This is a genomic window from Williamsia limnetica (assembly GCF_003217475.1).
In the GTDB taxonomy this organism is placed as follows: Bacteria; Actinomycetota; Actinomycetes; order Mycobacteriales; family Mycobacteriaceae; genus Williamsia; species Williamsia limnetica.
In genome coordinates this window covers 1-22,187 of the sequence record NZ_QJSP01000005.1, presented here as the reverse complement: position 1 = coordinate 22,187, position 22,187 = coordinate 1, and the positions used below count along the sequence as shown (strand labels likewise).

The 22,187-nt window shown below is 61.5% G+C and carries 20 protein-coding genes and 1 pseudogene; 10 read left to right on the top strand and 11 right to left on the bottom strand.

Annotation, left to right across the window (positions count from 1 at the left end):
* Positions 1-87 precede the first annotated feature (87 nt).
* Genes DFR67_RS09380 through DFR67_RS09370 form a run of 3 tightly spaced genes read left to right on the top strand, consistent with a single transcriptional unit; the run spans position 88 to position 2,614 of the window.
* On the top strand, positions 88-426 hold the full coding sequence (locus DFR67_RS09380; protein ID WP_211324986.1) for a nuclear transport factor 2 family protein: 339 nt from the start codon (positions 88-90) through the stop codon (positions 424-426).
* The gene (locus DFR67_RS09375; RefSeq protein ID WP_110469286.1) at positions 423-1,262 is read left to right on the top strand and encodes an SDR family NAD(P)-dependent oxidoreductase; all 840 of its coding nucleotides are present in this window, start codon (positions 423-425) and stop codon (positions 1,260-1,262) included. Before DFR67_RS09380 ends, DFR67_RS09375 begins: the two co-directional genes overlap by 4 nt.
* Before the next feature lie 41 nt (positions 1,263-1,303).
* Complete coding sequence (locus DFR67_RS09370) at positions 1,304-2,614, top strand: MFS transporter (protein ID WP_110469285.1); 1,311 nt, start codon at positions 1,304-1,306, stop codon at positions 2,612-2,614.
* Here DFR67_RS09370 and DFR67_RS09365 read toward each other — a convergent pair.
* Positions 2,589-3,611, bottom strand: coding sequence for an ABC transporter substrate-binding protein (locus tag DFR67_RS09365; RefSeq protein WP_245937847.1), 1,023 nt, complete (start codon positions 3,609-3,611; stop codon positions 2,589-2,591). The two genes, DFR67_RS09370 and DFR67_RS09365, sit on opposite strands and share 26 nt — an antisense overlap.
* Before the next feature lie 407 nt (positions 3,612-4,018).
* On the opposite strand from DFR67_RS09365, the gene DFR67_RS09360 reads away from it, so the two are divergent.
* The 4 genes from DFR67_RS09360 (at position 4,019) to DFR67_RS30460 (ending at position 6,696) form a co-directional block, all read left to right on the top strand.
* The gene (locus tag DFR67_RS09360; RefSeq protein WP_146240407.1) at positions 4,019-4,675 is read left to right on the top strand and encodes a hypothetical protein; all 657 of its coding nucleotides are present in this window, start codon (positions 4,019-4,021) and stop codon (positions 4,673-4,675) included.
* Positions 4,672-5,856, top strand: coding sequence for a PrsW family intramembrane metalloprotease (locus tag DFR67_RS09355; RefSeq protein WP_110469282.1), 1,185 nt, complete (start codon positions 4,672-4,674; stop codon positions 5,854-5,856). The genes DFR67_RS09360 and DFR67_RS09355 overlap by 4 nt, the downstream gene beginning before the upstream one ends.
* Positions 5,857-6,295: 439 nt before the next feature.
* The gene (locus tag DFR67_RS09350; RefSeq protein WP_110469281.1) at positions 6,296-6,541 is read left to right on the top strand and encodes a hypothetical protein; all 246 of its coding nucleotides are present in this window, start codon (positions 6,296-6,298) and stop codon (positions 6,539-6,541) included.
* A gap of 8 nt (positions 6,542-6,549) precedes the next feature.
* Complete coding sequence (locus tag DFR67_RS30460; protein WP_158539932.1) at positions 6,550-6,696, top strand: hypothetical protein; 147 nt, start codon at positions 6,550-6,552, stop codon at positions 6,694-6,696.
* Positions 6,697-6,709: 13 nt separating this feature from the next.
* On the opposite strand, the gene DFR67_RS09345 is transcribed toward DFR67_RS30460, so the two are convergent.
* The 8 genes from DFR67_RS09345 to DFR67_RS09310 all read right to left on the bottom strand — a co-directional run bounded on the left by DFR67_RS09345 (position 6,710) and on the right by DFR67_RS09310 (position 16,281).
* Positions 6,710-8,305 (bottom strand): MFS transporter, encoded by a 1,596-nt coding sequence (locus DFR67_RS09345; protein WP_110469280.1) that lies wholly within the window; start codon positions 8,303-8,305, stop codon positions 6,710-6,712.
* A gap of 63 nt (positions 8,306-8,368) precedes the next feature.
* A complete protein-coding gene (locus tag DFR67_RS09340) occupies positions 8,369-8,569 on the bottom strand; it encodes a three-helix bundle dimerization domain-containing protein (RefSeq protein WP_146240406.1) in 201 nt (66 codons plus the stop codon).
* Between the two features lie 68 nt (positions 8,570-8,637).
* Positions 8,638-9,948 (bottom strand): diacylglycerol/lipid kinase family protein, encoded by a 1,311-nt coding sequence (locus DFR67_RS09335; RefSeq protein WP_245937846.1) that lies wholly within the window; start codon positions 9,946-9,948, stop codon positions 8,638-8,640.
* Positions 9,949-9,971: 23 nt separating this feature from the next.
* Complete coding sequence (locus DFR67_RS09330) at positions 9,972-11,690, bottom strand: SulP family inorganic anion transporter (RefSeq protein ID WP_110469277.1); 1,719 nt, start codon at positions 11,688-11,690, stop codon at positions 9,972-9,974.
* Positions 11,691-11,700: 10 nt separating this feature from the next.
* On the bottom strand, positions 11,701-14,445 hold the full coding sequence (locus DFR67_RS09325) for a cation-translocating P-type ATPase (RefSeq protein ID WP_245937845.1): 2,745 nt from the start codon (positions 14,443-14,445) through the stop codon (positions 11,701-11,703).
* A 37-nt stretch (positions 14,446-14,482) separates the two neighbouring features.
* Complete coding sequence (ppk2, locus tag DFR67_RS09320) at positions 14,483-15,292, bottom strand: polyphosphate kinase 2 (protein WP_245937873.1); 810 nt, start codon at positions 15,290-15,292, stop codon at positions 14,483-14,485.
* A 60-nt stretch (positions 15,293-15,352) separates the two neighbouring features.
* Positions 15,353-15,790 carry a DUF7144 family membrane protein gene (locus tag DFR67_RS09315; RefSeq protein ID WP_110469275.1) on the bottom strand — a complete coding sequence of 146 codons (438 nt, stop codon included), beginning with the start codon at positions 15,788-15,790 and terminating at the stop codon, positions 15,353-15,355.
* 107 nt (positions 15,791-15,897) lie between these two features.
* Positions 15,898-16,281 carry an SHOCT domain-containing protein gene (locus tag DFR67_RS09310; RefSeq protein WP_110469274.1) on the bottom strand — a complete coding sequence of 128 codons (384 nt, stop codon included), beginning with the start codon at positions 16,279-16,281 and terminating at the stop codon, positions 15,898-15,900.
* A 344-nt stretch (positions 16,282-16,625) separates the two neighbouring features.
* Between DFR67_RS09310 and DFR67_RS09305 the strand changes: the two genes are divergently transcribed.
* A complete protein-coding gene (locus DFR67_RS09305) occupies positions 16,626-17,276 on the top strand; it encodes a response regulator (protein ID WP_110469521.1) in 651 nt (216 codons plus the stop codon).
* A gap of 10 nt (positions 17,277-17,286) precedes the next feature.
* On the opposite strand, the gene DFR67_RS09300 is transcribed toward DFR67_RS09305, so the two are convergent.
* Positions 17,287-18,996: a GAF domain-containing sensor histidine kinase gene (locus DFR67_RS09300; protein ID WP_110469273.1), complete on the bottom strand. Its 1,710-nt coding sequence runs from the start codon at positions 18,994-18,996 to the stop codon at positions 17,287-17,289.
* 922 nt (positions 18,997-19,918) lie between these two features.
* Between DFR67_RS09300 and DFR67_RS09295 the strand changes: the two genes are divergently transcribed.
* Positions 19,919-20,752: an iron-siderophore ABC transporter substrate-binding protein gene (locus tag DFR67_RS09295; RefSeq protein ID WP_158539931.1), complete on the top strand. Its 834-nt coding sequence runs from the start codon at positions 19,919-19,921 to the stop codon at positions 20,750-20,752.
* Between the two features lie 442 nt (positions 20,753-21,194).
* Positions 21,195-21,806, top strand: coding sequence for a DUF6328 family protein (locus tag DFR67_RS09290; RefSeq protein ID WP_245937844.1), 612 nt, complete (start codon positions 21,195-21,197; stop codon positions 21,804-21,806).
* 104 nt (positions 21,807-21,910) lie between these two features.
* On the opposite strand, the pseudogene DFR67_RS30455 reads toward DFR67_RS09290, so the two are convergent.
* Positions 21,911-22,187, bottom strand: a pseudogene (locus DFR67_RS30455) (alpha/beta hydrolase family protein); the annotation flags it as partial.

The window sequence follows — 22,187 nt, the reverse complement described above, 5'->3', positions numbered from 1 at the left end:
AGAGCATCCTGCAGTGTCCCCCTGGGGCAAGGTCAACAGCGCACCCCGGGTTGACTTTCCCCTTAGGGAAAGTTCCACCGTGGTGCCATGACAACAGAATGGGATGCACTCCCGAACACCGTGAAAACGTTTATGACCGCGCTCGACAACCGAGAAGATGACCGAGCGCTCGCCACCCTCTCCGCCGCCGCCGTCGTGACCGATGAGGGCCGCGACTACACGGGCCACGAAGAGATAGGAGCCTGGCTGGCCGGCTCGGTCAGTGAGTACACCTACACATCCGAGTTCACCGGCGCGACCACGACCGCCACGACCGTCGACCTCGGGCAGCACCTGGAGGGCAACTTCCCCGGCGGGGTCGCCGACCTGCACTATCGCTTCACGTTGGACGGCGCGCTGATCAGCCGGTTGGTGATCGAGCCATGACACGGCGATGGTTCATCACAGGAGGCACGCCCGGCGGCTTCGGTGTTGCGTTCGCCGAGGCGGCGCTGGAGACGGGGGACCGCGTGGTGCTCACGTCCCGTCGTCCGCAGGAGCTGGCGACGTGGGCCGAGCAGTACGGTGACCGTGTTCTCGTCGTGCCGCTCGATGTCACCGACAGCGCGCAGGTTCAGCGCGCGGTGCGCGCCGCCGAACAGCACTACGGCGGTATCGACGTGCTGGTCAACAACGCCGGCCGCGGGTGGTTCGGATCGATCGAGGGCATGACCGAGTCTTCGGTGCGGGCGATGTTCGAGCTGAACTTCTTCGCTGTGTTGTCCGTGACGCGCGCGGTGCTACCGGGGATGCGCGCTCGCGGCAACGGGTGGGTCGTGAACGTCTCATCGGTGGCCGGGATCGTGGCGGCGACCGGATTCGGCTACTACAGCGCGACGAAGTTCGCCGTCGAAGCAGTCACCGAGACGCTGCGCGCCGAAGTCGCCGCACAGGGGATCTCCGTGCTGGCAGTCGAACCGGGGGCGTCGCGCACGAACGCGTACGCCGGCTTCGCCGACGAGCCGGTGTCAGAGCCGATCGTGGAGTACCACGAGATGCTAGAGCAGGTCCGCTCCGCGTTCGTGGACATTGACGGTGCGCAGCCCGGCGATCCGCGCCGCGGTGCCCGTGCGGTGATCGCAGCAATGGCCCAGCACCCTCCACCCCGGCGGCTGGTGCTGGGCAACGGCGGTTTTGACGCCGTGACCGACACCCTGGAGGAAGCGTTGGCAGACATCCGGGCAAACGAAACTCTCTCCCGCGGCGCGGATTTCCCTGCCTAGCGATTTCCATTGGCGGCGTTGCGGGCAATAGGGTCTCGACTGTGGTGCTCAGCGCGCGATTCTTTCCTGGTAGCAAGACGATCGCGAAGCTGCGCGTTGCGCCTCCCGTGGTCAGGCTGCTACTTGTCTCGATGGTGCTGTTCAACATCGGCTTCTACCTCGTCGTTCCCTTTCTGGCAGTGCATCTGTCACAGGATCTCGGCTTCGCGGCGTGGATCGTCGGCCTGGTGTTGGGGCTGCGAATGTTCAGCCAGCAGGGCATGTTCTTCCTCGGCGGAAGCCTCGCCGACAAATTCGGCACGCGGCCGGTCATTCTCGTGGGCATCGCCATTCGAGTTGCAGGCTTCCTGCTGCTGGGACTGGCTCAGAGCGTGGCCCTCGTGATCGCCGGGATACTGCTGGTGGGCTTTGCCGCGGCGCTGTTTGCTCCTGCGGTGGAGTCTGCGAACGCGGTGTACGGACGTGGTCTCGAAGAGGCCGGGGTGATGCGGCGGACGGAGTTGTTTGCTCTGGAACAAATGTGCAGCCGACTGGGCACCGTCATTGGGCCGGCGCTGGGGGCAGCCTTGCTGGTGGTTCCGTTCTCGTGGACGGCGTCGGCCGCAGCAGTGTTGTTTGCTGTGCTGTGGGTCGGTTTCTATCGCTACTTCGAGCGGCCCACCGGCGGCATTGACGGCCGGTTGCCCGACGTACCGGCCGTGACCCACAGTTTGCGCACTGTGTGGCGGAGTGTGTTGAGCAACAGGCCTTTCCTGCTGTTCGCGGCGCTTTGCAGCGTCCAGCTGGCGGCCTACAGTCAGCTGTACCTCATGCTGCCCGAACAACTCGACCGTGGAATCGGCTCGCAGTCGTCACTGGGCTGGTTCTATGTCGGCGGCGCGGTGTTGGTGATCGTCGGCCAGGGGCCCACGGTGTCGGTTGCCCATCGGTTGGGACATCGGCGGGCGATCACCATCGGACTGTTGCTGATCGCTGCGTCATTCCTCGCTCCACTGGCCACGGGCGTGATCGCACCAGCGTCGTATTCCACCCAGATCGTGGGTCTCGCCATGTGGATCGCGGTGTTGCATCTGGGCCAGATGCTGATGGTCCCACCCATGCGCGACACGATCGCGATCTTGGGTCGTGAGAACAACCTCGGAGCGCATTACGGCATGCTCAACACCATCGGCGGCACTCTTGCGCTTCTCGGAACCGTCACCGTCGGCGGCGTGTACGACCTCGTCGACAACGGCCACGCCGTACCGGCCACACCGTGGTTGCTGGTGGCGACCGGAGTTGCTGCCTCGGCGGCGGGACTGTGGGTGTGGTCGGGTCGATCGAGCGTTATCGCGGCGCACCCGCGGCATTGATCTTCGCAACCAAATCATCCAAGACAAAGGGGATCGTCAGTGGATTCGGCATGGAAACCGCGTCGCTGACAATGGGATCCAGGGCGATCAGACGACCGGACTCGACGACCTCGAGACTGGTGAACGTCGCTTGCGCCTCCATGTCGGCACGGGACTTGTCGTAGTTGTCGAAGACCAGATAGTCGCACTCGAGGATGTCGTAGTTCTCGGCTGCGATCTCGTAATTCAGCTTGCCGGCGAACCGATCTCTCAACCCCGCAGGGGCAGCAAATCCCAACTGGGTCAGCAGCTGCGAACGTGCGGCCTCGGGGCTGAATGCGCGCAGCATTCCATCGCTCCAGCGGATCACCAGCACTGCTGTTTTGCCTTCGAACTGCGGGTTTTCGGTGCGCGTGCGAACGATCAGCTCCTCGATCTCGCGCACGTCCTCGCCGGCGCGGGCAGCCAATCCAACTGCTGTACCAATTCTGGTGGTCACTTCCTGCCACGGGAGCACCCAGTCAGTCTGGTCGGCAGCATGCAGGACAGTGGGCGCGATAGCACTGAGCTGAGCATAGAGCTCTTCGTCGATCGCATTGTTGACCGCGATGATCACATCCGGCGCCGACGCAAGAATGGTCTCGATATCGAACTCAGTGGTGGCGTTGGCCAACGGTGTTGGTTCTGCGCCCGTAACGCTGGAGTCCGCCCAGACACCGATCCCGTCATCGGTCGACCCCTTCCACACCGGAACAAGCACCGGAGTCAATCCGAGCGAGAGCAACACGTCCGCATCGCCGATGCCCACCGCAGCGATGCGCTGGGGCGCCCGGTCGATCGTGGTGGATCCGAACTTGTGATCGATCGTCACCGGGAACGCGTTCGGTTCGCCCTCGCCGCGGTTTGCGTCGGGCGACGCGGGGTCGCTCGAATTCTGGCCGCACCCTGCGAGCACAAATCCCGTTGCCGTGGCAAAGGTGACCGACAACATCGCGCGGCGACTCAACACAGGGTTCACAAACAGCCTCATCCTTCGAAGTTAAGAGAGCCTAACTATACCCTGCCGGTTGCACCGTCAGGTCAACCGCACGCCTGAACGGCTGAGCCAGTCTTTGCGACCGAAGGGCGGCGCCCGATACGGAAACGGCCCTATCCCGACCGGAACAGCCCTTTCGATGCCCTCGAAACGAACCCAATTGTGCTGCAATTCTCTTCGTCGGGCGCTGTGCACAGTCTGTGCCTCCCGCCTGCGCTCTGAGACCCCGAGATCGACTTGGCATCTACGACTGCTGGACCTTTGACTCGCCCCATGGGCAGAAGCCTTTTCCCAGAAGTCTCGACCAGATGCGGTATCCCGACCACTGCGCCAGCTCGACACAACTCTGCATATAGTTACTCTCAACTTCAACCACCAGGAGGGTGGCTTTGAGCACCTCAACCGGTACCGGTCCGCGGCACCAACCCAGTCCGCACCGCCGACGCCCTCCGGCCGATCACCGGTTCCTCGGATTCGACACGCGCGTGTTCCCGCACGCAGCAGCGATCCTCCTGGTCTGGTTGCTGTGGACCGTCATTGTCCCGGCCATCGATTCCGCTGCCTCGAGCGATGACCCAGCCGTCACCGGTGACCAACTCGCAATCACGCCGACACTTTCGTTCGTGCCGGCTACCGACTGGAACATTGCCAGTGGCTTTCGCGTCGGTGAACGTAGCGCATCGGATACGGTCCCTTCCGTCGAACTAACCCGCGGCAACATCGTTCTCACCGTCACGGCCGACTCGTTCACCGGAACGCCCGACGAATTACTCACGCAGATCGACGCGGTTGACACCGCCACCAACGGCAAATCGGTGCTCGCGATGTCAGGCTCACGCCAGCCCCTTGCCACCGATGCCGGTTTGATCGGAGTGCAGATCACCTTCAACACCCCCAGCAGCGCCGGCTCCATCACGTCATTCGTCGTCGACGACACCGGCGTCAACGTGCAAGTGGTCGGTCCCCCTGACCAGATCACCGACCGCAGTGCAGAGATCGCCGACATGATCTCGAGCATCGGCGCAACCGAAGGACGTGCCTCGTGAGTACCCCCACGCTCGACGCCCGGGCACGTGCACTGGAGACCACGGCGTGGGGCGAGAAATTCCATTTCTTTCAGCCCCGCAACATCGTCTTCTGGATGTTCTTATGGCTTTGCGGAACCGGCGTAGTCAAAGGCTGGCAGATGTTCTCACCCCTGTCGGGGTACTTCGGGCGCGCCCTGCTGATCGCCAGCGTGGTCGGTGTCGTCAGCGCTCTGGTGTGGGGCTGGTGGTTCCGTTTCGTGGACCGATACGAACGTCAGCCGATCTCGCTGGTGATCACCGCATTCGTATGGGGGGCAACGGCGGCGGCTTTTGCCATAGCCGTGACCGCCAACACCGCACTCGGATCGCTCTACGGGAAACTCTTCGGCCAGGTCTGGGCACAGGACTGGCATGCGGGCCTGTCAGCGCCCTTCGTCGAGGAAACAGCGAAGGGTGTTGGCATCGTGGTGCTCCTCGCACTAGCGCCTCGGCTGGTTCGCACCGCGACTGACGGCCTGCTGCTAGGCGCATTCATCGGGCTCGGGTTTCAGACCAGCGAGGACCTGCTGTATTCGGTAGCCGGTGCCACCGAGGGTTTCGGGGCACACCAGACCGACGGACTGGTGGAATCAATCGCCACCCGCATCTACTCCGACATCATCTCGCACCCACTGTTCACCGCCCTGTTCTGCGCTGGAGTCATCTATCTCATCGGCACACCCGCTCAACCCCGACGCATCGCCAGAGGACTCGCACTGATCGTCGTGCCGGTCGTCGTCCATGGAGTCTGGGACTCGATGCTCGCCATCGCCGGCGGCACCGGGCTGCTGGTGTTCGTCATCATGCTTGGCGATGCCATCTTCGCACTGACCGCCCTCTGGATCGCGTTCGTCTGGGCCCATCCGCGCGAGGCGCACTTCGTCCGTGATGTCCTTGCACCCGAAGTCGAGTCCGGAGTCCTCACGGATGACGAGGTGACCGCCGCTGCCGGATGGCGTCAACAGCGTCAATACGTGAAAGCCGGAGCCGATCGCGCCGAACGAAAGACGCGACGACACATCATCCGAGGCGCTCTAGACCTACTGTCGGACCTAGCGATCAGCAAGGGACACGACAGTGACGATGTTCTGCAAGCGCGCGCCGAAATCACCCGCCTCCGTAGTAAGACCGCACCGGTGCACGTACTTGCCGAGAGCTGACAACGCCATCCAGCTTTAGGTACTCCGGCAATCATCAAAAGATTCCTTCTGCCAAAGCTGGGCGACCAGACAGCATCGAAGTATACAATTTGCAGGTGACGATCGTTTCAGGCTGACCATGTATTTCATATCAGCCATTTTTGGTCGTTAGAGGGCGATCACCAACGTCCCATAAGTGCGCCCGCTAAGGGCGTCGAGGACGCTGCACCCGAGTTCCCGACTGCGTCCTAATCTCACCTTTGTTCCACACGGACGGGCCACGCGACGGCCCGGACGAGAGGGGTGGAGCACCTCAGAACGCCTCGATACGGCGATCGCCGACTCAGTCCTTGCCGACCGCTGCGGCGCTCCGAATCAGCTACACAAGAAGCACTTTTCGACGCTCTCCACCGCAAAAACAACTCAATATATATGACTCGACGGCGAAAGGTTGAGCAGCATGGCTACCGTGATTCACGTTGCTGCTGAGGTCGAACAGGCCCGTTATCTCTTCACTGAATTGAAACGATGGGTTGCTGTACTCAAACTCGAAACGAATGATTCGAATATACCTGGTGTTGTTTTCCTCAAACGACGTGAGCTCGAAGAAGTATACCGACTGATGAATGCCCTCATCGCCGATTTTCCTGAGGCCTTCGCGCAGCCTGCCCGTCCGGCATCCGATGTTGACCGCGATGTCTCATGAAACGCGGCATGGGTGAACCCCGACGTAATGCAAGCCATCATCGCCGACTCAAACGAGACGAGGTGTTCTTCTTCGCATGGATTGTCGTGACGGCCTCACTGTTGGCAGGCGTTGTGCTCTTCTTCGCGGTATCCACTCTCACTGCCGCGCCCTGACGATCGAGACCAATCACAGCGGCCCCGCACTCGATGGTGGCGACTGAATCCGGTGGATCTTTGACATTCGCGTCGAAATGACCGTACCGACGAGACCGGCGAATAGCGGTATGAGCAAAGCGATCTGCAGGGCCAGGGGCCGCGCGTCGGTGTTGATACGGACTATTTCGTCCCGGATACTCGCCGGCTGCTCGACGAGCAGTTGTTCGAGCTGGCTGTTACTCATCAGCTCAGCGTCGTCTTCGAGGGCCTGCGCGACCTGTTGTTGCTCCGCAGGAGGCAGAACACTACTGGATTCGGTCAGGGTGGTGAAGGCAATGCTCATCGCTGCCAGCATGATCGCGCCCGCGACCGCCAGTCCGAATGACAAGCCGAATGACCCCGCTGCTGAGTTGACCCCGGCGGCCTCACTGATCCGATCTTCGGGAATCGGTGCCAACGTGTAGTTGTTCAGCTGTGACACCAGGAGTCCCAGTGCAGAGCCCATGATCACCAGTGGGATCATGAGCCCCCACCCGAATTCCGCACGAGGCACGATGGGAATCAGCGCTACGGTTCCGATGATCAACAGTACGAAACCCCATCGGATGATGCTGCTCGGCGACCGACTACCGCTCTTCTTACCCGCGAGCAGTGCCACAGCAAACATGCTCAGCGACAACGGCGCCAGCGACAGGCCGGCCTGCATCGCGTTGTACTCGAGCACCATCTGCAAGTAGATGGGCAGCACAATCATCGTCCCACCGAGCGCGATCTGCTGGAGCATCTGTGCCGAAATTCCCAGCCGGTACATTGCTGAGCGGAACAGGTCGGGGTCGAGTAGCGTCGACTTTTCCTCACGTGTGCGCCTGACGAGCCAGTACGCGAGCCCTGCCAGCGACAGCGCGCCGATCGCCAGCAGGAGTCCGACCGCCTCGCCCCCTTCTTGCCACACCAGGACGCCCAACACGATTGTTCCCATGCCGATGACTGACAGCGCTGCACCAACGAGATCGATACTCTTGGGTCCGGTGTACGGCACGTCCTTGACCAGACTCATGCCCGACAGCACGATCGCGATTATGGCCACCTCGAGTACGAAACCGATTCTCCAGGAGAGGAAGGTGGTGATGAAGCCTCCGAGAAGGGGGCCGATGGCGGCGGCTATCGCTGCGGCCGCGCCGACCAGCGCGTAGACCTTCTTCTGAGCGGCTCCGTGGAAGTTGCCGTGGATGAGCGACTGCATGGCGGGGAGGAGAAGTGAGGCACCGATTCCGCCGAGAATCGCCCAGAAGATGACGATTGCGGTCAGGGTCTGTGCGAACGCCATGGCCGAGGCCCCGATGGCGTACCCGAGCAACCCCAGCACGTAGGCCCTTCTCCGGCCGATGAGATCACCGACTTTACCGCCGATCAGAATGAATGCGGCCGACACCAGGGCCTCCAACGCGATTGCTGCTTGCACTCCACTGACTGTGGTGTCGAGGTCGCGGACCACCGACGATATCGAGACATTCATCAGCGAGGTGTCGACGACCAGGACGAACATGGCCATGGCCAGGAGCAACGCGAGTACGCGATTCGAGCTCGTCAGCTGCCCAGAACCCTCCGAGGGCGACTTGTCGGTCATCCATCCTCCCAGTCTGCGCGAGTGATCGCCTGGCTCGTCCTCGTACGGTAGGTACGCCGTCGATCACACCTTCGCCAAGGCCTCCCGGGCGCTGCGTTCGACCAACAATGGTACGAAGTCACGAACCCGCGCGTGCGCGAAACGCTCGTGAATGGACCAGACCAGGCTTTCCATGTCCGCCGTCGAGGTTCCAGGATGGCAATCAATGAGGCCCTGAACAACTTTCGCGATGCTCTGGTGCTCTGGGTCCAACTTGTCACCCATCTTCCACATCCTCACATTGTTCTCTTGTGCCCGTAGACCACGAGATGCATGACCAGTTAAAAATCGAGTCAGGACGCACGCCGCCGCCCACGGTGCCATGCCAGTTGGCTCAGCCGAACCCAGTCGATCGGAGGTTCAGCAGGACGGAGATTGGGCAGGTTTCGCGGCAGCCTGACGCGAAGTACCCCCGGCTCGATCGTGCATCGCACCGGAGAAGTCAGCATCAACGTTTCTCCATCCACACCCACAGGGACTTCGGCTGTATCGGCTTCGACGACGGCCTCGACGGTGGTGTGCTGGGTCAGACCTCGAATCTTTGCGCGGCGCAGCAACCCCACCGCCTGTCGCGTGTTGGCGACCGACAGCGTCACCACTCCGAGAACGCCGCGGTCGAGCCTCGCTCGCCGGCTCAGTCCTGCCAGATCTCCGGTGCCGTAGGGGTTATTGCTCACCAAGACTGCCTGCGGACCGGTAACCTGCACACCACCGAATCGAGCAGTCAATCGCGAGCCGGTGTGCTCTGCGAGAAGGTCCGGGATAGCGGATAGAACGGTTCCCGCCTTGTCATTTCGGTAAGCAGGACTTCGTACGATCTCGGCGTATACACCAAACGACGCATTGTTGACGAAAGGCCTGCCGTTGATCCGCCCCAGATCAACCGACACCTCCACGCCATCGCGCAAGGCATCGAGGCAAAGGCTCGGGTCGGTGCGATCGAGTCCCAGATCCATGGCGAAATGGTTGCGAGTTCCCGCACTGATGACCACGAACGGCACTCCGCACTCGGCGGCCACCGCGGCTACGAGGGCCTGCGTTCCGTCACCACCGGCCACGCCGAGCAGATCAGCGCCGCGTTCAACAGCGTCCTGCGCCAATGCGGTGACGTCCACCGTGGCAGGACCTAACAGCACGACCTCGGCGCCGAGGTCCTCGGCCTTACGTTCGAGGTCGAACTTGGCCACCTTCCCGCCCCCCGAACGAGGGTTCATGATGAAAAATGGCCTCTCGGCCCGGGCAACAGACGGCGCGATGTTTTTGTCCGACAACGGCTTGTGCAAGGCAGCCCTCGCACAGCACACCGCCGACAGGGCCAAGACGCAGGCAGACATCACCGCGGCCAACAACTCGGCACGGATGAACACGATCAGCATGACGAGGGGGGCGATCAGCACGATCACAGCCGACACCCACCGCAGGATCCCCCGGCTGGCCAGGACCCAGTACAACCCCGCAACCGTCACCACGACCGTACCGACACTGACCAGCAGGACACCCATCGTGCTCGCAACACCTGCCCACAGCAGCGGCACCGCAGCGGTCAAGAACGCGAACAGGAACGCTGCTCGTGCCCACCAACGGCTGCCTGCCGATTCGAACAAGACCGCATCCTTCCGCCGGTTGATCATGGCCGGTCCGCAGAGTCGGAGGTGCGACCTGTTCTGTCGGCGTACGCCTGTACCGCGTATTCCAGCGTCGGGTAGAAGTGCGATGCATCGAACCTGTCGCTCAGGCCGTATCGGATGAGACGGTCCTTGATGGGGCCCTTCATCTCGGCGAATACCAGTCGGATGTCTTTCGTCTCCAGGTACGTATCGAGGTCGACGAGTTCGTCGACGGCCGTGGTGTCGAGGCCGGTGATCGGTTCTGCCGCAATGATCACCCACTCGACGGGCTCCGCTGCCTGCATCACGAGTGTGCGTACATACTGATCGAAGATCTCGCCGTTCGCGAAGAAGAGCGGGGCATCGAACCGCACCAGAATCAGCCCAGGGATACGCCGGCCGTCCGGATGGCGTTGTACGTCGTGGAAACCCGGACGACTCTCCGTCTGCACCAGTTCAGTGCGATATGGCTGCCAGGCGCGCGCCACCACAGCCACGAACGACAAGCCGATCGCGACCAGTATTCCCTGTAGCACCCCGACAAGTGCCACACCGAGAAACGCCGCGGCGGCAAGGCTGAATTCGACCGAGCTCATCCGCCACAGACGAACCATGCCGCCTACATCGATCAAGGCCGTGGCTGCCACGATGACTACGGCGCCGAGGGCCGCGTCGGGAAGATAGGAGGTCACCCCGGGCGCAAGCAGGATGAAGAGTAGTACCGCAGCTGCACCCACTACACAGGCCAGTTGGGTTTTGGCGCCGCTCTGTTCGGCCACCGGGGTCCGAGAGCCACTGGCCGACACCGGAAACCCTCCCAAGAGTCCGCCCGCAATGTTGGCTGCACCCACCGCCTTCATCTCAGTGCTGCCGTTCACGTCTTCACCTCGACGCGCTGCGAACGTACGCGACAACACACCCGTGTCCGCGAAAGCGATCAGAGCGATACCGGCAGCGGGACCGACCAGACGACCGACGTCTCCCCAGTCGACTCCGTCGAACGAAGGGAGCGGAAGACCTTCCGGTAGGGCGCCGACCATCTCGATCTCGTCCTGCAAACCCAGGATCGCGGATACGACGATCGCCCCGGCAACCGCCACCAAGACCCCCGGCACGACCGGAAGCCATACCCGGAACGCAAGAATCACGGTCAGCGAGCACAGTCCCACCGCGGCAGCAACGGGATCAATGCCGCCCGTGAACACTGCTCGAACGATCTCCCGTATCTCGGTCAGGACGCCGGTTCCTTCGACGTCGAATCCGAGTAGTTTGGGCAGTTGCCCGACGATCACGACGAGCGCGATGGCGTTCAGGTAGCCGAGCCTGATGGGCTTCGAGAGCAATTCGGTCACAAAACCGAGTCGGAGATAGCCGCCGAGCAGAAGGATCACACCCACCAGGACGCCCAGAATGCCGGCCAGGGCCAAGGCTTCCTCGGGGTCGTCGGTGACGGTGAGCGGAATTATCGCAGCAGCGATGAGTGGGGCCAAAGACGAATCAGGGCCGAGAACCAAGATTTTTGAGGGACCGACCAGCGCGTACACGGTAAGAGGGACGATCGTTGCGTACAAGCCGGCATAAGCGGGCAGTCCCGCTGCCTCGGCGTACCCCATCCCCGCCGGGATGAGCAGCGCGGTGAGCACGAGCCCAGAGGTCACGTCAGCTCGCAACCACCCGCGACGGTATCCACGCGCCGTCACAATTCCCGGAAGCTGTGCCAGACCGGCCACCCACGACATGACGCGGTTCTCAGCGAACGCTTCGGGGGTTGACCGCCGCGGCGACGGTCAGTACGGGCGGCAGATCCGTCCGCCTTCGACGCCGAAGGAGTTTCTCGGCTTCGACGACGACCGGAATGATCAATGCCCAGCCGATACAGGCCAGCCACTGCCCACCCGTCAACGGTGCCGTCATGAGCAAGTCCTGGAGGAATCCGACTTCGACGGCACAGACCGTGACGATCACGGGTACCGACAGTATCTTCAGTGCACCCAATATCGGTGATGCACAGCCCGATTCGGGATCGCGGCGCATGACGAGCCCTGCGAAAACCGAACCCAGGGACAGCACAACGAACGCCGTGGTCATTGGAACACTCGATTCCGAGGTACTCATCTCACCAGGTGCGAGCAACATCGCGGCAAGGGTGACGGCGAACTGCAGGACGCCATAGAACAGCCACTGCATCAGGGCTCTTCTGTTGGCAATAGGTGTCCGCGGATCCCTTGGGCGTCTGCTCATCAGGTCAGGGGACGGCGGATCGAGCATGATGACGGCAACAGGAAAGAGCGTGATGAAGAAGTGCTGGAACAGCACCATGAGGGGGGTGAGCGCGACACCGTCGTTGATGTTGAACACACTCGCAGCGAGGAACAGCAGGACGAGAGAGAAGAGTTTCGACATCTGGTAGCGGATGTACGCGACGATCTTCTCGTAGATGTCCCGGCCCAGTCGGATGGCGGTGATCAGGGTCCCGAAGTTGTCGTCCGTGAGGACCATCTTGCCGGCCTGCTTGGTCACCTCGCTGCCAGAGCCCATTGCGACCCCGATGTCTGCCTTCTTCAGGGCTGCAGCATCGTTGACTGCATCACCGGTCATCGCCACCACGGCACCGCGTTCTTGCATCACACTTGCCAAGCGAAGCTTGTCCTGAGGCGTGACTCTGCCGAAAACATGAAGACGAGGAAGGCTATCGCCCAGAGTCTCATCGTCCATGGCGAGCAACTCGGCGCCGCTGACGGCCCCTGGCCCGAGCCCCAGTTCGTCGCCGATCGCCGAAGCAGTGATCGTGTGGTCACCGGTGATCATCCGGACTTCGATCCCGGCCGCTTGGGCGGTACGCACCGCCTCGACGGCGGCGGGCCGCAGCGGGTCGATGATCCCGACCATTCCGACAAATGTCAGATCTTCCACGAACGACATCGGGTTCGACCGGACCTCCTCCTTTCGCCCTGCGAGCCGTCTTTCTGCGAAGGCCAGTACCCGAAGGCCTTTCTCTGACAACTCGCGATTCACCCTGAACAACTCTTCACGCATCGTCGCGATCGGGACGAGCCGTCCGTCGGCGCCCACGGCGCCGCTACACCGCGCCAAGACCACGTCGGGACCGCCCTTGACCAATCCGACGAACTGCGTGGAGCCACCAGCCGGCAGATCGTGAAAGGTCGCCATGAACTTGTATGACGAGTCGAACGGCACCGCTGCCAGACGCGGATACGCCAACCGCGTACGAGGGCCATCGACTCCCATCTTGGCGGCAAGCACGATCAGCGCGGCCTCGGTCGGGTCGCCGACGACTTCTCCCCCATCGGAGACAGTGGCATCACTGTCGAGGCACAGCCCGTACGCCAACAACGTGAAGTCGGACGGTGCCTCACCGGCAACCTGAACTATTCTCCCGGACTTGCTGTACCCCTCCCCTTCCACCGTGTACCACCTGCCGTGGAAGTACAGAGTTCTGACAGTCATCTGGTTCATGGTCAACGTGCCGGTTTTGTCCGAGTTGATCGCGCTGGTCGCCCCGAGAGTCTCGACATCGGTCAAGTTCTTCACAACGGCGTTCACAGCGGCCAGCTGACGGGCACCGTAGGCGAGCATGGCCTGCACAAAGGTCGGAAGGCCGGTAGGTATTGCCGATACACCCATAGAGATACCGAGCAGCAACACCGTCGTCAGAGTTTGTCCACGAACCACACCGATGACGACGATCAGCGCTACGGCCGCCCAGGCGATAACGCCGAGGACCTTGGTCAGGGAGTTCAATTCACGTTGCAACGGCGACTTGCCAGGGCTGACCGCCGACAGCATCGAAGCAATCCGACCGATCTCCGTCTTCATCCCCGTTTCGGTGACGATCATGGTTGCGGTGCCGCGCGTGACCGACGTGTTCTGGAAGACCATGTTCGTCCGGTCGCCCAGCGGCACATCAAAGGCGTTGAGGGATTGCGCATTTTTCGCAACGGGTGCGCTCTCGCCCGTCAACGCGGCCTCTTGCGTCTCCAAAGACGCCGCGGTCAGGAGCCGGCCGTCCGCCGGCACGATGTCGCCGGCCTCGAGTTGAACAATGTCTCCTGGCACAAGTTCTGTGGCATCGAGGTTACATAAAGTATGGTCGCGAACCGCCCTGGCCGAGGGAGTGTGCATCTTGGCGAGCGCGTCGATACTGCTGCGAGCCTTCAGCTCCTGGCGGGTACCCAGCACCACGTTGAGCCCGACCAGCACAGCCACCACTGTCGCGGTCGGGACTTCCCCGATCCCGATGCTGACCACCGCCACCGCGATGAGCATCAGGTTCATGAGGTCTTTGAACTGCGTCGACGCAATTGCCCATGGTGACAGAGCCGGCGCGGAAGCGATCTCGTTCGGCCCGACCTCTGACCGACGCTCTGCGGCATCACGTGAGGAGATGCCCGCCACCTGACTCGACCCCATGGCCGCGACCACGGAGTCGGCTTCCTGCGCGTACCACCCGACCTCTGGTCCAGCCGATCTCATGACAACCATGTGCCGATGCGCCTTCCGAGTCGCGCCGTCAGTACGGCGTCGGTATCCAATGCAACGGTTGTGTCGGTTCCGTGTACCCATGGCGCTTTTGCCGTTTCGGCAAGGTGACGTCAGGGCGTTCCATCCGCTCGTACGGAACTTGTTGCAGCAGATGGCTGATGACGTTCAGCCTCCCGCGCTTCTTGTCGTCATTGTTGACCACAAACCATGGAGCCCAACCGGTATCGGTCAGATGAAACATGTCATCGCGTGCACGGGAGTAGTCGTACCAGCGACTGTACGAGTCCAGGTCGAGATCCGACAGCTTCCAGATCTTCCGCGGATCGTCGATTCTGCTACGGAGGCGCGCTGTTTGCTGCGAATCACTCACTTCGAGCCAGTACTTGAGGAGGATGACACCCGACTTCGCTATGGCGTGCTCGACCATCGGGGTGATCTGGAGAAAATGCTGGGCCTCCTCCTCGGTACAGAAGCCCATCACGCGTTCGACGCCCGCACGGTTGTACCAACTTCGGTCGAAGATGACGACTTCGCCGGCAGCAGGTAGATGTGGCAGATACCGCTGGATGTACATCTGCGATTTCTCGCGATCGGTCGGAGCCGTCAGCGCCACGACCCGGAACACACGCGGGCTCACCCGCTCTGTCATGGCCTTGATGACACCACCCTTCCCTGCGGTGTCACGGCCCTCGAAGACGATGCACACCCGCGACCCGGTCGATTTCACCCATTCCTGGAGTTGGACGAGCTCTCCGTGCAGCGGCCGGATGAGGTGCCGGTATTCCTTGTTCTTCATCAACCGAGGACCGTCTGCATGAGGTCCGCCTGGCTCGACCAGCGCCGACCGTGACTTTCGCTTCTTCGCGCTCACGGCGACATCCCCGACGAAAGCCGGCGTTCACACGCCATCCGCGCGATCGCGGCTCCACGTGGCAACGGCCCAAATGATGACCGCGTCAAGAGCGATCAACACAAGTGACCAGATCGGGTAGTACGGCAACCAGAGGAAATTGACGATGATGGACACCGCCGCGATTATGACCGCACCGACTCGTGCCCACACAGCCCCGGTGTACATCCCGCACGCGATCACTGGCCCGACAAGGCCGAGGATGAGCACGATCCAACCCCAGGTGGTCAGATCGAACTTGTAGACATAGTCGATGCCGGCGACGAATATCTCATCATTTGCCAGAGCTGAGATCCCTTGAAGCACACCCAGAATCGAGACGACCAAAAGTAGCGTCGCGGCTGCGAAGTTCGTCCCGGCGGCAAATCCCTCCCTCACTGGATGGCGGTCGTAGTCATGGGCTGTTGTTCGCTCGGTCGAAGTCATTTGGTTTCTCCATCAAGTGGTTCGTCGATCGTGGATGCCTACAGTGCGTTCGGGGTTGAGTGCGTTGCTTCGAGTACGGGGCGATGACAGCCGGTCCGGGCCTTGATCTACGCGCTCATTGCCGCACTCTTCAGTTGCTCGAATTCGGCCCGGTCGATCACACCGTCGTCGAGCAACCCCTTCGCGGTCGAAATCTGGTCCGCAGCCGACGTTCCGGCCGTCCGTCTGATGTACTCGTCCGCTTGTTTCCGGGCTGCCTCGTGCGCCTCCACGGACCGTTCGGCCATACCACCACCACGGGCGATGAGATAGACGAACAAGGCGATGTAGGGGATGAACACCAGGAACAAGATCCACGCGGCCTTCACCCAGCCTGATGTCGTGTTGTCACGAAACAGATCACCAATGACGTGGAACAAGATCACCAGATAGGCGACGAATGCGAAAACTACGATTGTGTACCAGATGAAGTCCCAAAAAGAATCCCACATGCGTTCGTTCTCCGCTTCTGTATCGTCTTGCTCATTTGGAGATGACGTAGCACAGTCAGTAGACCACTTTGCCGCTTCGGTGTACCAGGGCACAAAGTCACACGGATGGGAGGACGAATGGCCCTTGTGCTGAACATAATCCACGCCGGGCGTTCGGTATTTAGCGAAAAGAACCTATGAATGAACCTAGACGATACTGACGACCGCCAGCCTCATGATCATGAGAGAGTACGTACCTCGAAGACATGCCGGCTAGGCCGAATCAGGTATTGGATATCGCGGCATTTCAATTTCGTGTACGAGAGTATAGAATACAGGCGCACTCACTCTCGAGGAGCAAGACCATCATCTCAGTGTTTTTGGCCGATGATCACGAAGTCGTTCGTCGTGGTCTCATCGAACTGATCAACGCCGATGCGGAGCTCTCCGTCATCGGCGATGTCGGCACGTGCGCACAGGCGCGGATACGCATTCCGGCGCTGAAACCGGATGTCGCTGTGCTTGATGTACGAATGCCTGACGGCAGCGGCATAGACCTGTGCAGGGAGTTGCTGTTCAGAGTCGATGGTCTCCGGTGTTTGATGCTCACCTCGTACACCGATGACCAGGCGATGATCGATGCGATCACGGCCGGCGCCAGCGGGTACGTCATCAAAGACATCACGGGTATGGATCTGACCAAGGCAATCCGCGATGTGGGCGCAGGAAAGTCTCTCTTGGACAATCGCGCAGCGGCGGCCCTGATGGATCGTGTCCGCAGCGGACAGAACTCTGCGGGGCGCCTCGACGGGCTCACAGAACAAGAGCGCAAGCTGCTGACGCTGCTCGGTGAGGGATTGACGAACCGGCAGATTGCTGAGCGGATGCACCTGGCCGAAAAGACTGTGAAGAACTACGTGTCCAGATTGTTGGCGAAGCTGGGAATGGAACGCCGGACCCAAGCCGGGATCTATGCATCCAAGCTCACCGCCGACCGTAGAAGCCGAGAACGCTGACGGAGTCCGGTCACTGATCGAAAGGCGCCCACCACTTCAGCGCGACGCCCGAGCCCGTTGCATTGGCGGTGAGTGCGAGGTCCCCACCGAGCTCGTGCGCCCTACCGCGCAGATTGGTCAAGCCGCTGGGGGTCACATCGCCGTCCATACCGATACCGTCATCGACGATCTCGATGACAAGATCGTCGTCGACGGAGATGCTCACGGTTATCGTCTCGGCCTCGGCGTAATGCACCGCGTTGGTCACGCCCTCGCGCACAACGGCCACCGCATGCTCTGCCAGCCTGGGCGTCACCACCGACATCGGGCCAGACATCCGGACAAAGGTCCGGCCGGCGAAGTCTCGGGTTTGCTGGTCGATCACTTCATGAACCCGCTGTCGCAGCCGCGTGGATCCACGACTGTCAGGCTGCAGGTCGAAGATGGTCGTGCGAACTTCTTGAATGATGTCCTGCAGGTCATTCGTCGTCTCGGTCAAACGACGCCGAATGACCGGGGACTGAGCACGTTGCAAGGTACCTTGCACATTCATTCCGGCCGCGAAAATCCGCTGGATCACATGGTCGTGAAGAACGCGTGCAATGCGCTCACGATCGGCCAACACCTCGAGTTCACGGCCCCGGTCGACAGCAGCCGCCATCGAGATCCCCTGCGCAATCTGGTCCGCGAAATCTGACGCGAGTGCCAACGTTTCCTGCGTGTACGAGCTCCTCCCAGCCAGCCGTGACACCACCAACAACCCGCAAAATGTCTGATCTGTAGCAAGGGGCACAATCATGGCCGGGCCGTCGACGCCGGCCTGACCCACGACCGCACACAGATCCAGCCTGCTGCGACGTAGGGGCCGTAGATCGGCATATGTGTGGCCTCGAGCGACTTGCCCAATGCTTATGACCCTGCCCAGCAGACTCGCCACTGAAGAATCGCCTTCGGCCGCTGCGATGACCAGTTCGCTGACTGCGTCAGGGGGCTGGTCGACGACCAAGGGCCGGGCGACCAACACCATGTCGGCATCGGTCAGTCCGACCAGACCACGTGCGATCATCGCGAAGGCGCAGAGCGTTCCAGGCCCGGCCATCAACTCGGTGCGAATTTCACTGCTGATCTGGTTCCAGGCCAAACGCACCCGGGCCTTCTCGTGCATGCGTGCGTGATCGACTGCGGTGGAGGCCGCCGCGATGAACGTCCGGATGTTCACCTCGTCGACTTTCGTGAAGTCTCCACCACCCCGCTTCTGAGTCAGGTAGAGCGCTCCGAACACCTCGTTACGCACCCGAATCTGGACACCGAGAAACGTGGTCGTCGCCGGCTCGCGGGACGGAAGACCTGTCGATTGCGAATGTCGCGATAGTTCTTCGTGCCGCAGCCGGTCGATCCGACCCCGGCCCGTCAGCCTACGACTGACCCCCGCCGGTCTCGCCGTCCCAGCGCCATCGGGAATGACCTCATCGAAGCATCCGTCGGGTCCCCACACACCCAGACCGCCGTACTTCGCGTCAGTCAACGCCATCGCCGACGTCACCAAGGCCTCAAGGGTCGCGTGTAGATCCAGGTCCGCGTTGACGTGCATTATCGCCTCGGCGAGGCCATGAACCCGGCCGCCGGCAACGGACGTGGCGCCGGACGCGTCGGGCACTTCGTCGAAGGTTCTGCGCAGGCCTGGCCGCGTTCCTCGCAGCAGCCGATGGCCTGTCGTAGGCAGTTCGGTCGACGGCTTCATGCGAACTCCCCAAAGTTGCGCGACGTCGGTTTGCAGCACGCAAGATAACCGTAGCGAGATAACTGCACTTATGCCAGAGCTGCAGTGCGATATTACCTCCGAAAGCGACGCTGCGGGTGCAGATCAAGAAATCGGCTCTTGATTTCAATTAGTGATGCGCACTAAGAGCTAACGCTCATCGCTGGATATTGTCGGCCCTTTATCTTAGTGAATTCTGCTTTCTGCGTGAATTCTGCGAACCGCCACCTCGCCGCAAACGCCGACGGGCTCATCAACGGCTGCACTCCCTCACACCCCCAATGAAGTTTAGTTAACACAATCAGTAATATTTGGCGCAAACTTCCGCTTCGCGATCTACTTCGTAACAGAGTGACGTCGCTAGGCACTTGCCACAAGCAGAGCGCAGGCTCGGAAGCAGTCAAAAAGCACCCGTGATGCAGCGCGCAACAACGTCTCGGTCACAACCAAACCAATCGACGTCCTGGTGAATGATGCTGACGACCCTCTCCTGCGGCTACTCGGACAGCACCAGTCCAGATCAGATGCGCACACACCGGAACCCGGATAGGCGATGCCGCGTCACACAAGGAGATAGCCTATCCTAAATTTGGCGTTGACTGTGCGAGACTTTGGACTTGTGCTTCCGGTGACCACCTTTGTACCCGTCGGCCGCACCTATTGACAGCCTAGGTTTCGGTGATTTCTGTGACTACAGACGCTCGGCATTCCTAGAGAAGAGGACCAGATGACCACGCCCTTTCCATCGCGGCGTCTCGCGACACTCGTCGCGGCGATTCTCAGCACACTGCTGCTGCTGACCGCATGCAGTGGCAGCGACGGCTCCAGCGACACCGACGCCAATGATTCCGCCTCCGGCGCCGGCTACCCAGTGCGCGTTGATTCGACATACGGCGAAATCACCGTGGACAAGAAGCCCGAGCGTATTGTCGTCATCGGCGCTGATTACGTCGATATGCTGGCGGCCCTCGGAGAGAAGCCGATCGCCTATGCGGGCTCTGGAGAAGCAGATGAGGAGGCGCTGTTCAAGTTGTACCCTTGGCTGGCCGATGTGCAGACGGGCCCCTTCGACGCCTCGCTCATCACGACCGAGTACAAGGCCAACGCCGAGGCGATCGCACGTCTCAATCCGGACTTGATCATTGGCACGCCGTACTACATCGAACAGCCGCAGTACGACCAATTGTCTGCAATCGCGCCAACGTTCGTGACCATCTTTTCGCCAGATCGTCAGTGGACTGACAATCTGACCGACTTTGGCACGCTCACCGGAAAGTCTGCGGAGGCTGCTCAGGTGATCGCCGATGTTGACGCCGAATTCGTCGAGGCCCGCAAGCTTCTCACGGGGTTGCAGGACAAGACCGTCAGCATCGCCGACTTCTACGGCGGTGGGCTACGTCTCATGCCTACCTATCGGTGGGTCGAGGATCTTGGTCTGAAGCCGGCAGCCAACCAGCCGCCCGCAGGCAGTCCTCTGGAGCCGTTGTCGCCGGAGAACCTTGATCAGTTCGAGGGTCAAGTGTCGCTCATCGCCACCTACGACGAAGAAACCCGCGCGGCCCTCGAGGCTGATCCACGTTTCGCCGACCTGCCTTCGGTGCAGAACGAGGCTCAGTTCTTCGTCGGACGACCGATCATCGACGCGGGCCTAGCCGCCGGCCCGGCGAGTTTGTCCTGGCTGCTGAATCAGATCATGCCGTTGCTCGAGTCCACACCGCTCAACTCCGCCGGCCAGTAATCGCCGATGGATATGGCACTCGCATGACCTGACCTCGATGTGCGGACGCCCGTCTGTGGCGTCCGCACATCCGTATGGCGTGCGATGAGTGCGAAACTGGTTCCGGAGAAAACGAAGCCGACGACCGTGCGATCTCGGCGTGCGCCGATTACGTCCTGGCCAAATCACCCGTTGCTGGTGGCCAGGTCTGAGAGTAGATCGAGGACGCCGCGTACGACCTGCCAGATTCCACCGTCGGCAGGATCGGTACATAGCGTCAATGACTACGCCTGTAGATCACATAGACCGCCTGATGGCCTCTGACCGACAGCGGGTCATCAGCGCGGTGGCGATTGGCGGGATCATCTCGTACCGCGCATCCGGCGGGTACTCGCATGTTTGACGGAGCTGTGCTCTGGCGATCCGGAGCCTGTGCGATCATCGATCAACGGGGGCAATATCGATGACTGACACATTTCGAGCCCGCCCTGAGCGGTGCAACGACGAATACAATGCTCTGCTTCGCGGGGAAAGCCCGGTGCAGTCGCTCGACCGCAATTGGACCAGTCTTCTGCAGGAACTTCGGGTCGTCCAGACCGGCATTCAATTGCTGACCGGATTTCTGTTGATTCTTCCGTTCCAGGAACGGTTCGCCCAACTTCCCACCTCCGACAAAGCCATCTACATGGTCACTGTCCTGGCCTCGGTGGCCGCGACCATTCTGTTGACCTCCCCCGTGGCCGCTCATCGCTTACTGTTTCGGCGACGGGCACTCGCGGACCTGGTCTCTGCCGCCCATCGAGCAGCATTGACCGGGTTGATGTTGTTGGGCGTGGCGCTGACCGGTGTGGTGGTCCTCGTCACCGACGTCGTTGTTGGTCTGCCGTCGGCCATCGCTGTAGCGGTTGCGGCGGTAACAGCATTTGTCGCCATCTGGGTGATTCATCCCCTGCTACTGCGCCGCCGATTTCCCCTCACCGCAGGCGCTCCCGACGACAGGAAACCCCTGGGCAGCGCCGATGGCGCCGCATCACCGGGAGAAGTCCGCTGGGCGTCGCATACCCGCAATGGCTAGCTGCCCTCGCGATACTCGAACCGTGACGCAAGGACCTCAGCGGCGACCGCAGGCGCTTGGCCTCAGGTACCACCACGCCGCGTGCGGCCTCATCTCGCAGTCTGTCAGGCCTGTGGAGTGAGAATGGTGTCGAGCCAGTCGAAAACGATTCGTTCCCACACCTTCTGACCGAGACCGCCACAGTGGCCTGCCAACCCGCTCGACGCCGGCGGGCTGATGAGCTCTTTGGTGGTGGAGCTGATGGCGTCCAGAAGTGCAGGGCCACCGCCGCCGACCGGGTCGCCAACAGATTCGAGAAGTAGTGTCGGACAAGTGATCTGTGACGCCATGTCAAGCATGGTGAACGTCTTGAGTTGGTCGAAGTAGTCGGCGATCGTGGAG

Excerpts from the sequence above, each read along its gene's own strand:
- DFR67_RS09290 (WP_245937844.1), top strand. The coding sequence starts at position 21,195 with ATGACTGACACATTTCGAGCCCGCCCTGAGCGGTGCAACGACGAATAC.
- DFR67_RS09315 (WP_110469275.1), bottom strand. The coding sequence starts at position 15,790 with ATGACTTCGACCGAGCGAACAACAGCCCATGACTACGACCGCCATCCA.
- DFR67_RS09375 (WP_110469286.1), top strand. The coding sequence starts at position 423 with ATGACACGGCGATGGTTCATCACAGGAGGCACGCCCGGCGGCTTCGGT.
- DFR67_RS30460 (WP_158539932.1), top strand. The coding sequence starts at position 6,550 with ATGGGTGAACCCCGACGTAATGCAAGCCATCATCGCCGACTCAAACGA.
- DFR67_RS09300 (WP_110469273.1), bottom strand. The coding sequence starts at position 18,996 with ATGAAGCCGTCGACCGAACTGCCTACGACAGGCCATCGGCTGCTGCGA.
- DFR67_RS09340 (WP_146240406.1), bottom strand. The coding sequence starts at position 8,569 with ATGGGTGACAAGTTGGACCCAGAGCACCAGAGCATCGCGAAAGTTGTT.
- DFR67_RS09350 (WP_110469281.1), top strand. The coding sequence starts at position 6,296 with ATGGCTACCGTGATTCACGTTGCTGCTGAGGTCGAACAGGCCCGTTAT.
- DFR67_RS09330 (WP_110469277.1), bottom strand. The coding sequence starts at position 11,690 with ATGTCGTGGGTGGCCGGTCTGGCACAGCTTCCGGGAATTGTGACGGCG.
- DFR67_RS09310 (WP_110469274.1), bottom strand. The coding sequence starts at position 16,281 with ATGTGGGATTCTTTTTGGGACTTCATCTGGTACACAATCGTAGTTTTC.
- DFR67_RS09345 (WP_110469280.1), bottom strand. The coding sequence starts at position 8,305 with ATGACCGACAAGTCGCCCTCGGAGGGTTCTGGGCAGCTGACGAGCTCG.
- DFR67_RS09325 (WP_245937845.1), bottom strand. The coding sequence starts at position 14,445 with ATGAGATCGGCTGGACCAGAGGTCGGGTGGTACGCGCAGGAAGCCGAC.
- DFR67_RS09380 (WP_211324986.1), top strand. The coding sequence starts at position 88 with ATGACAACAGAATGGGATGCACTCCCGAACACCGTGAAAACGTTTATG.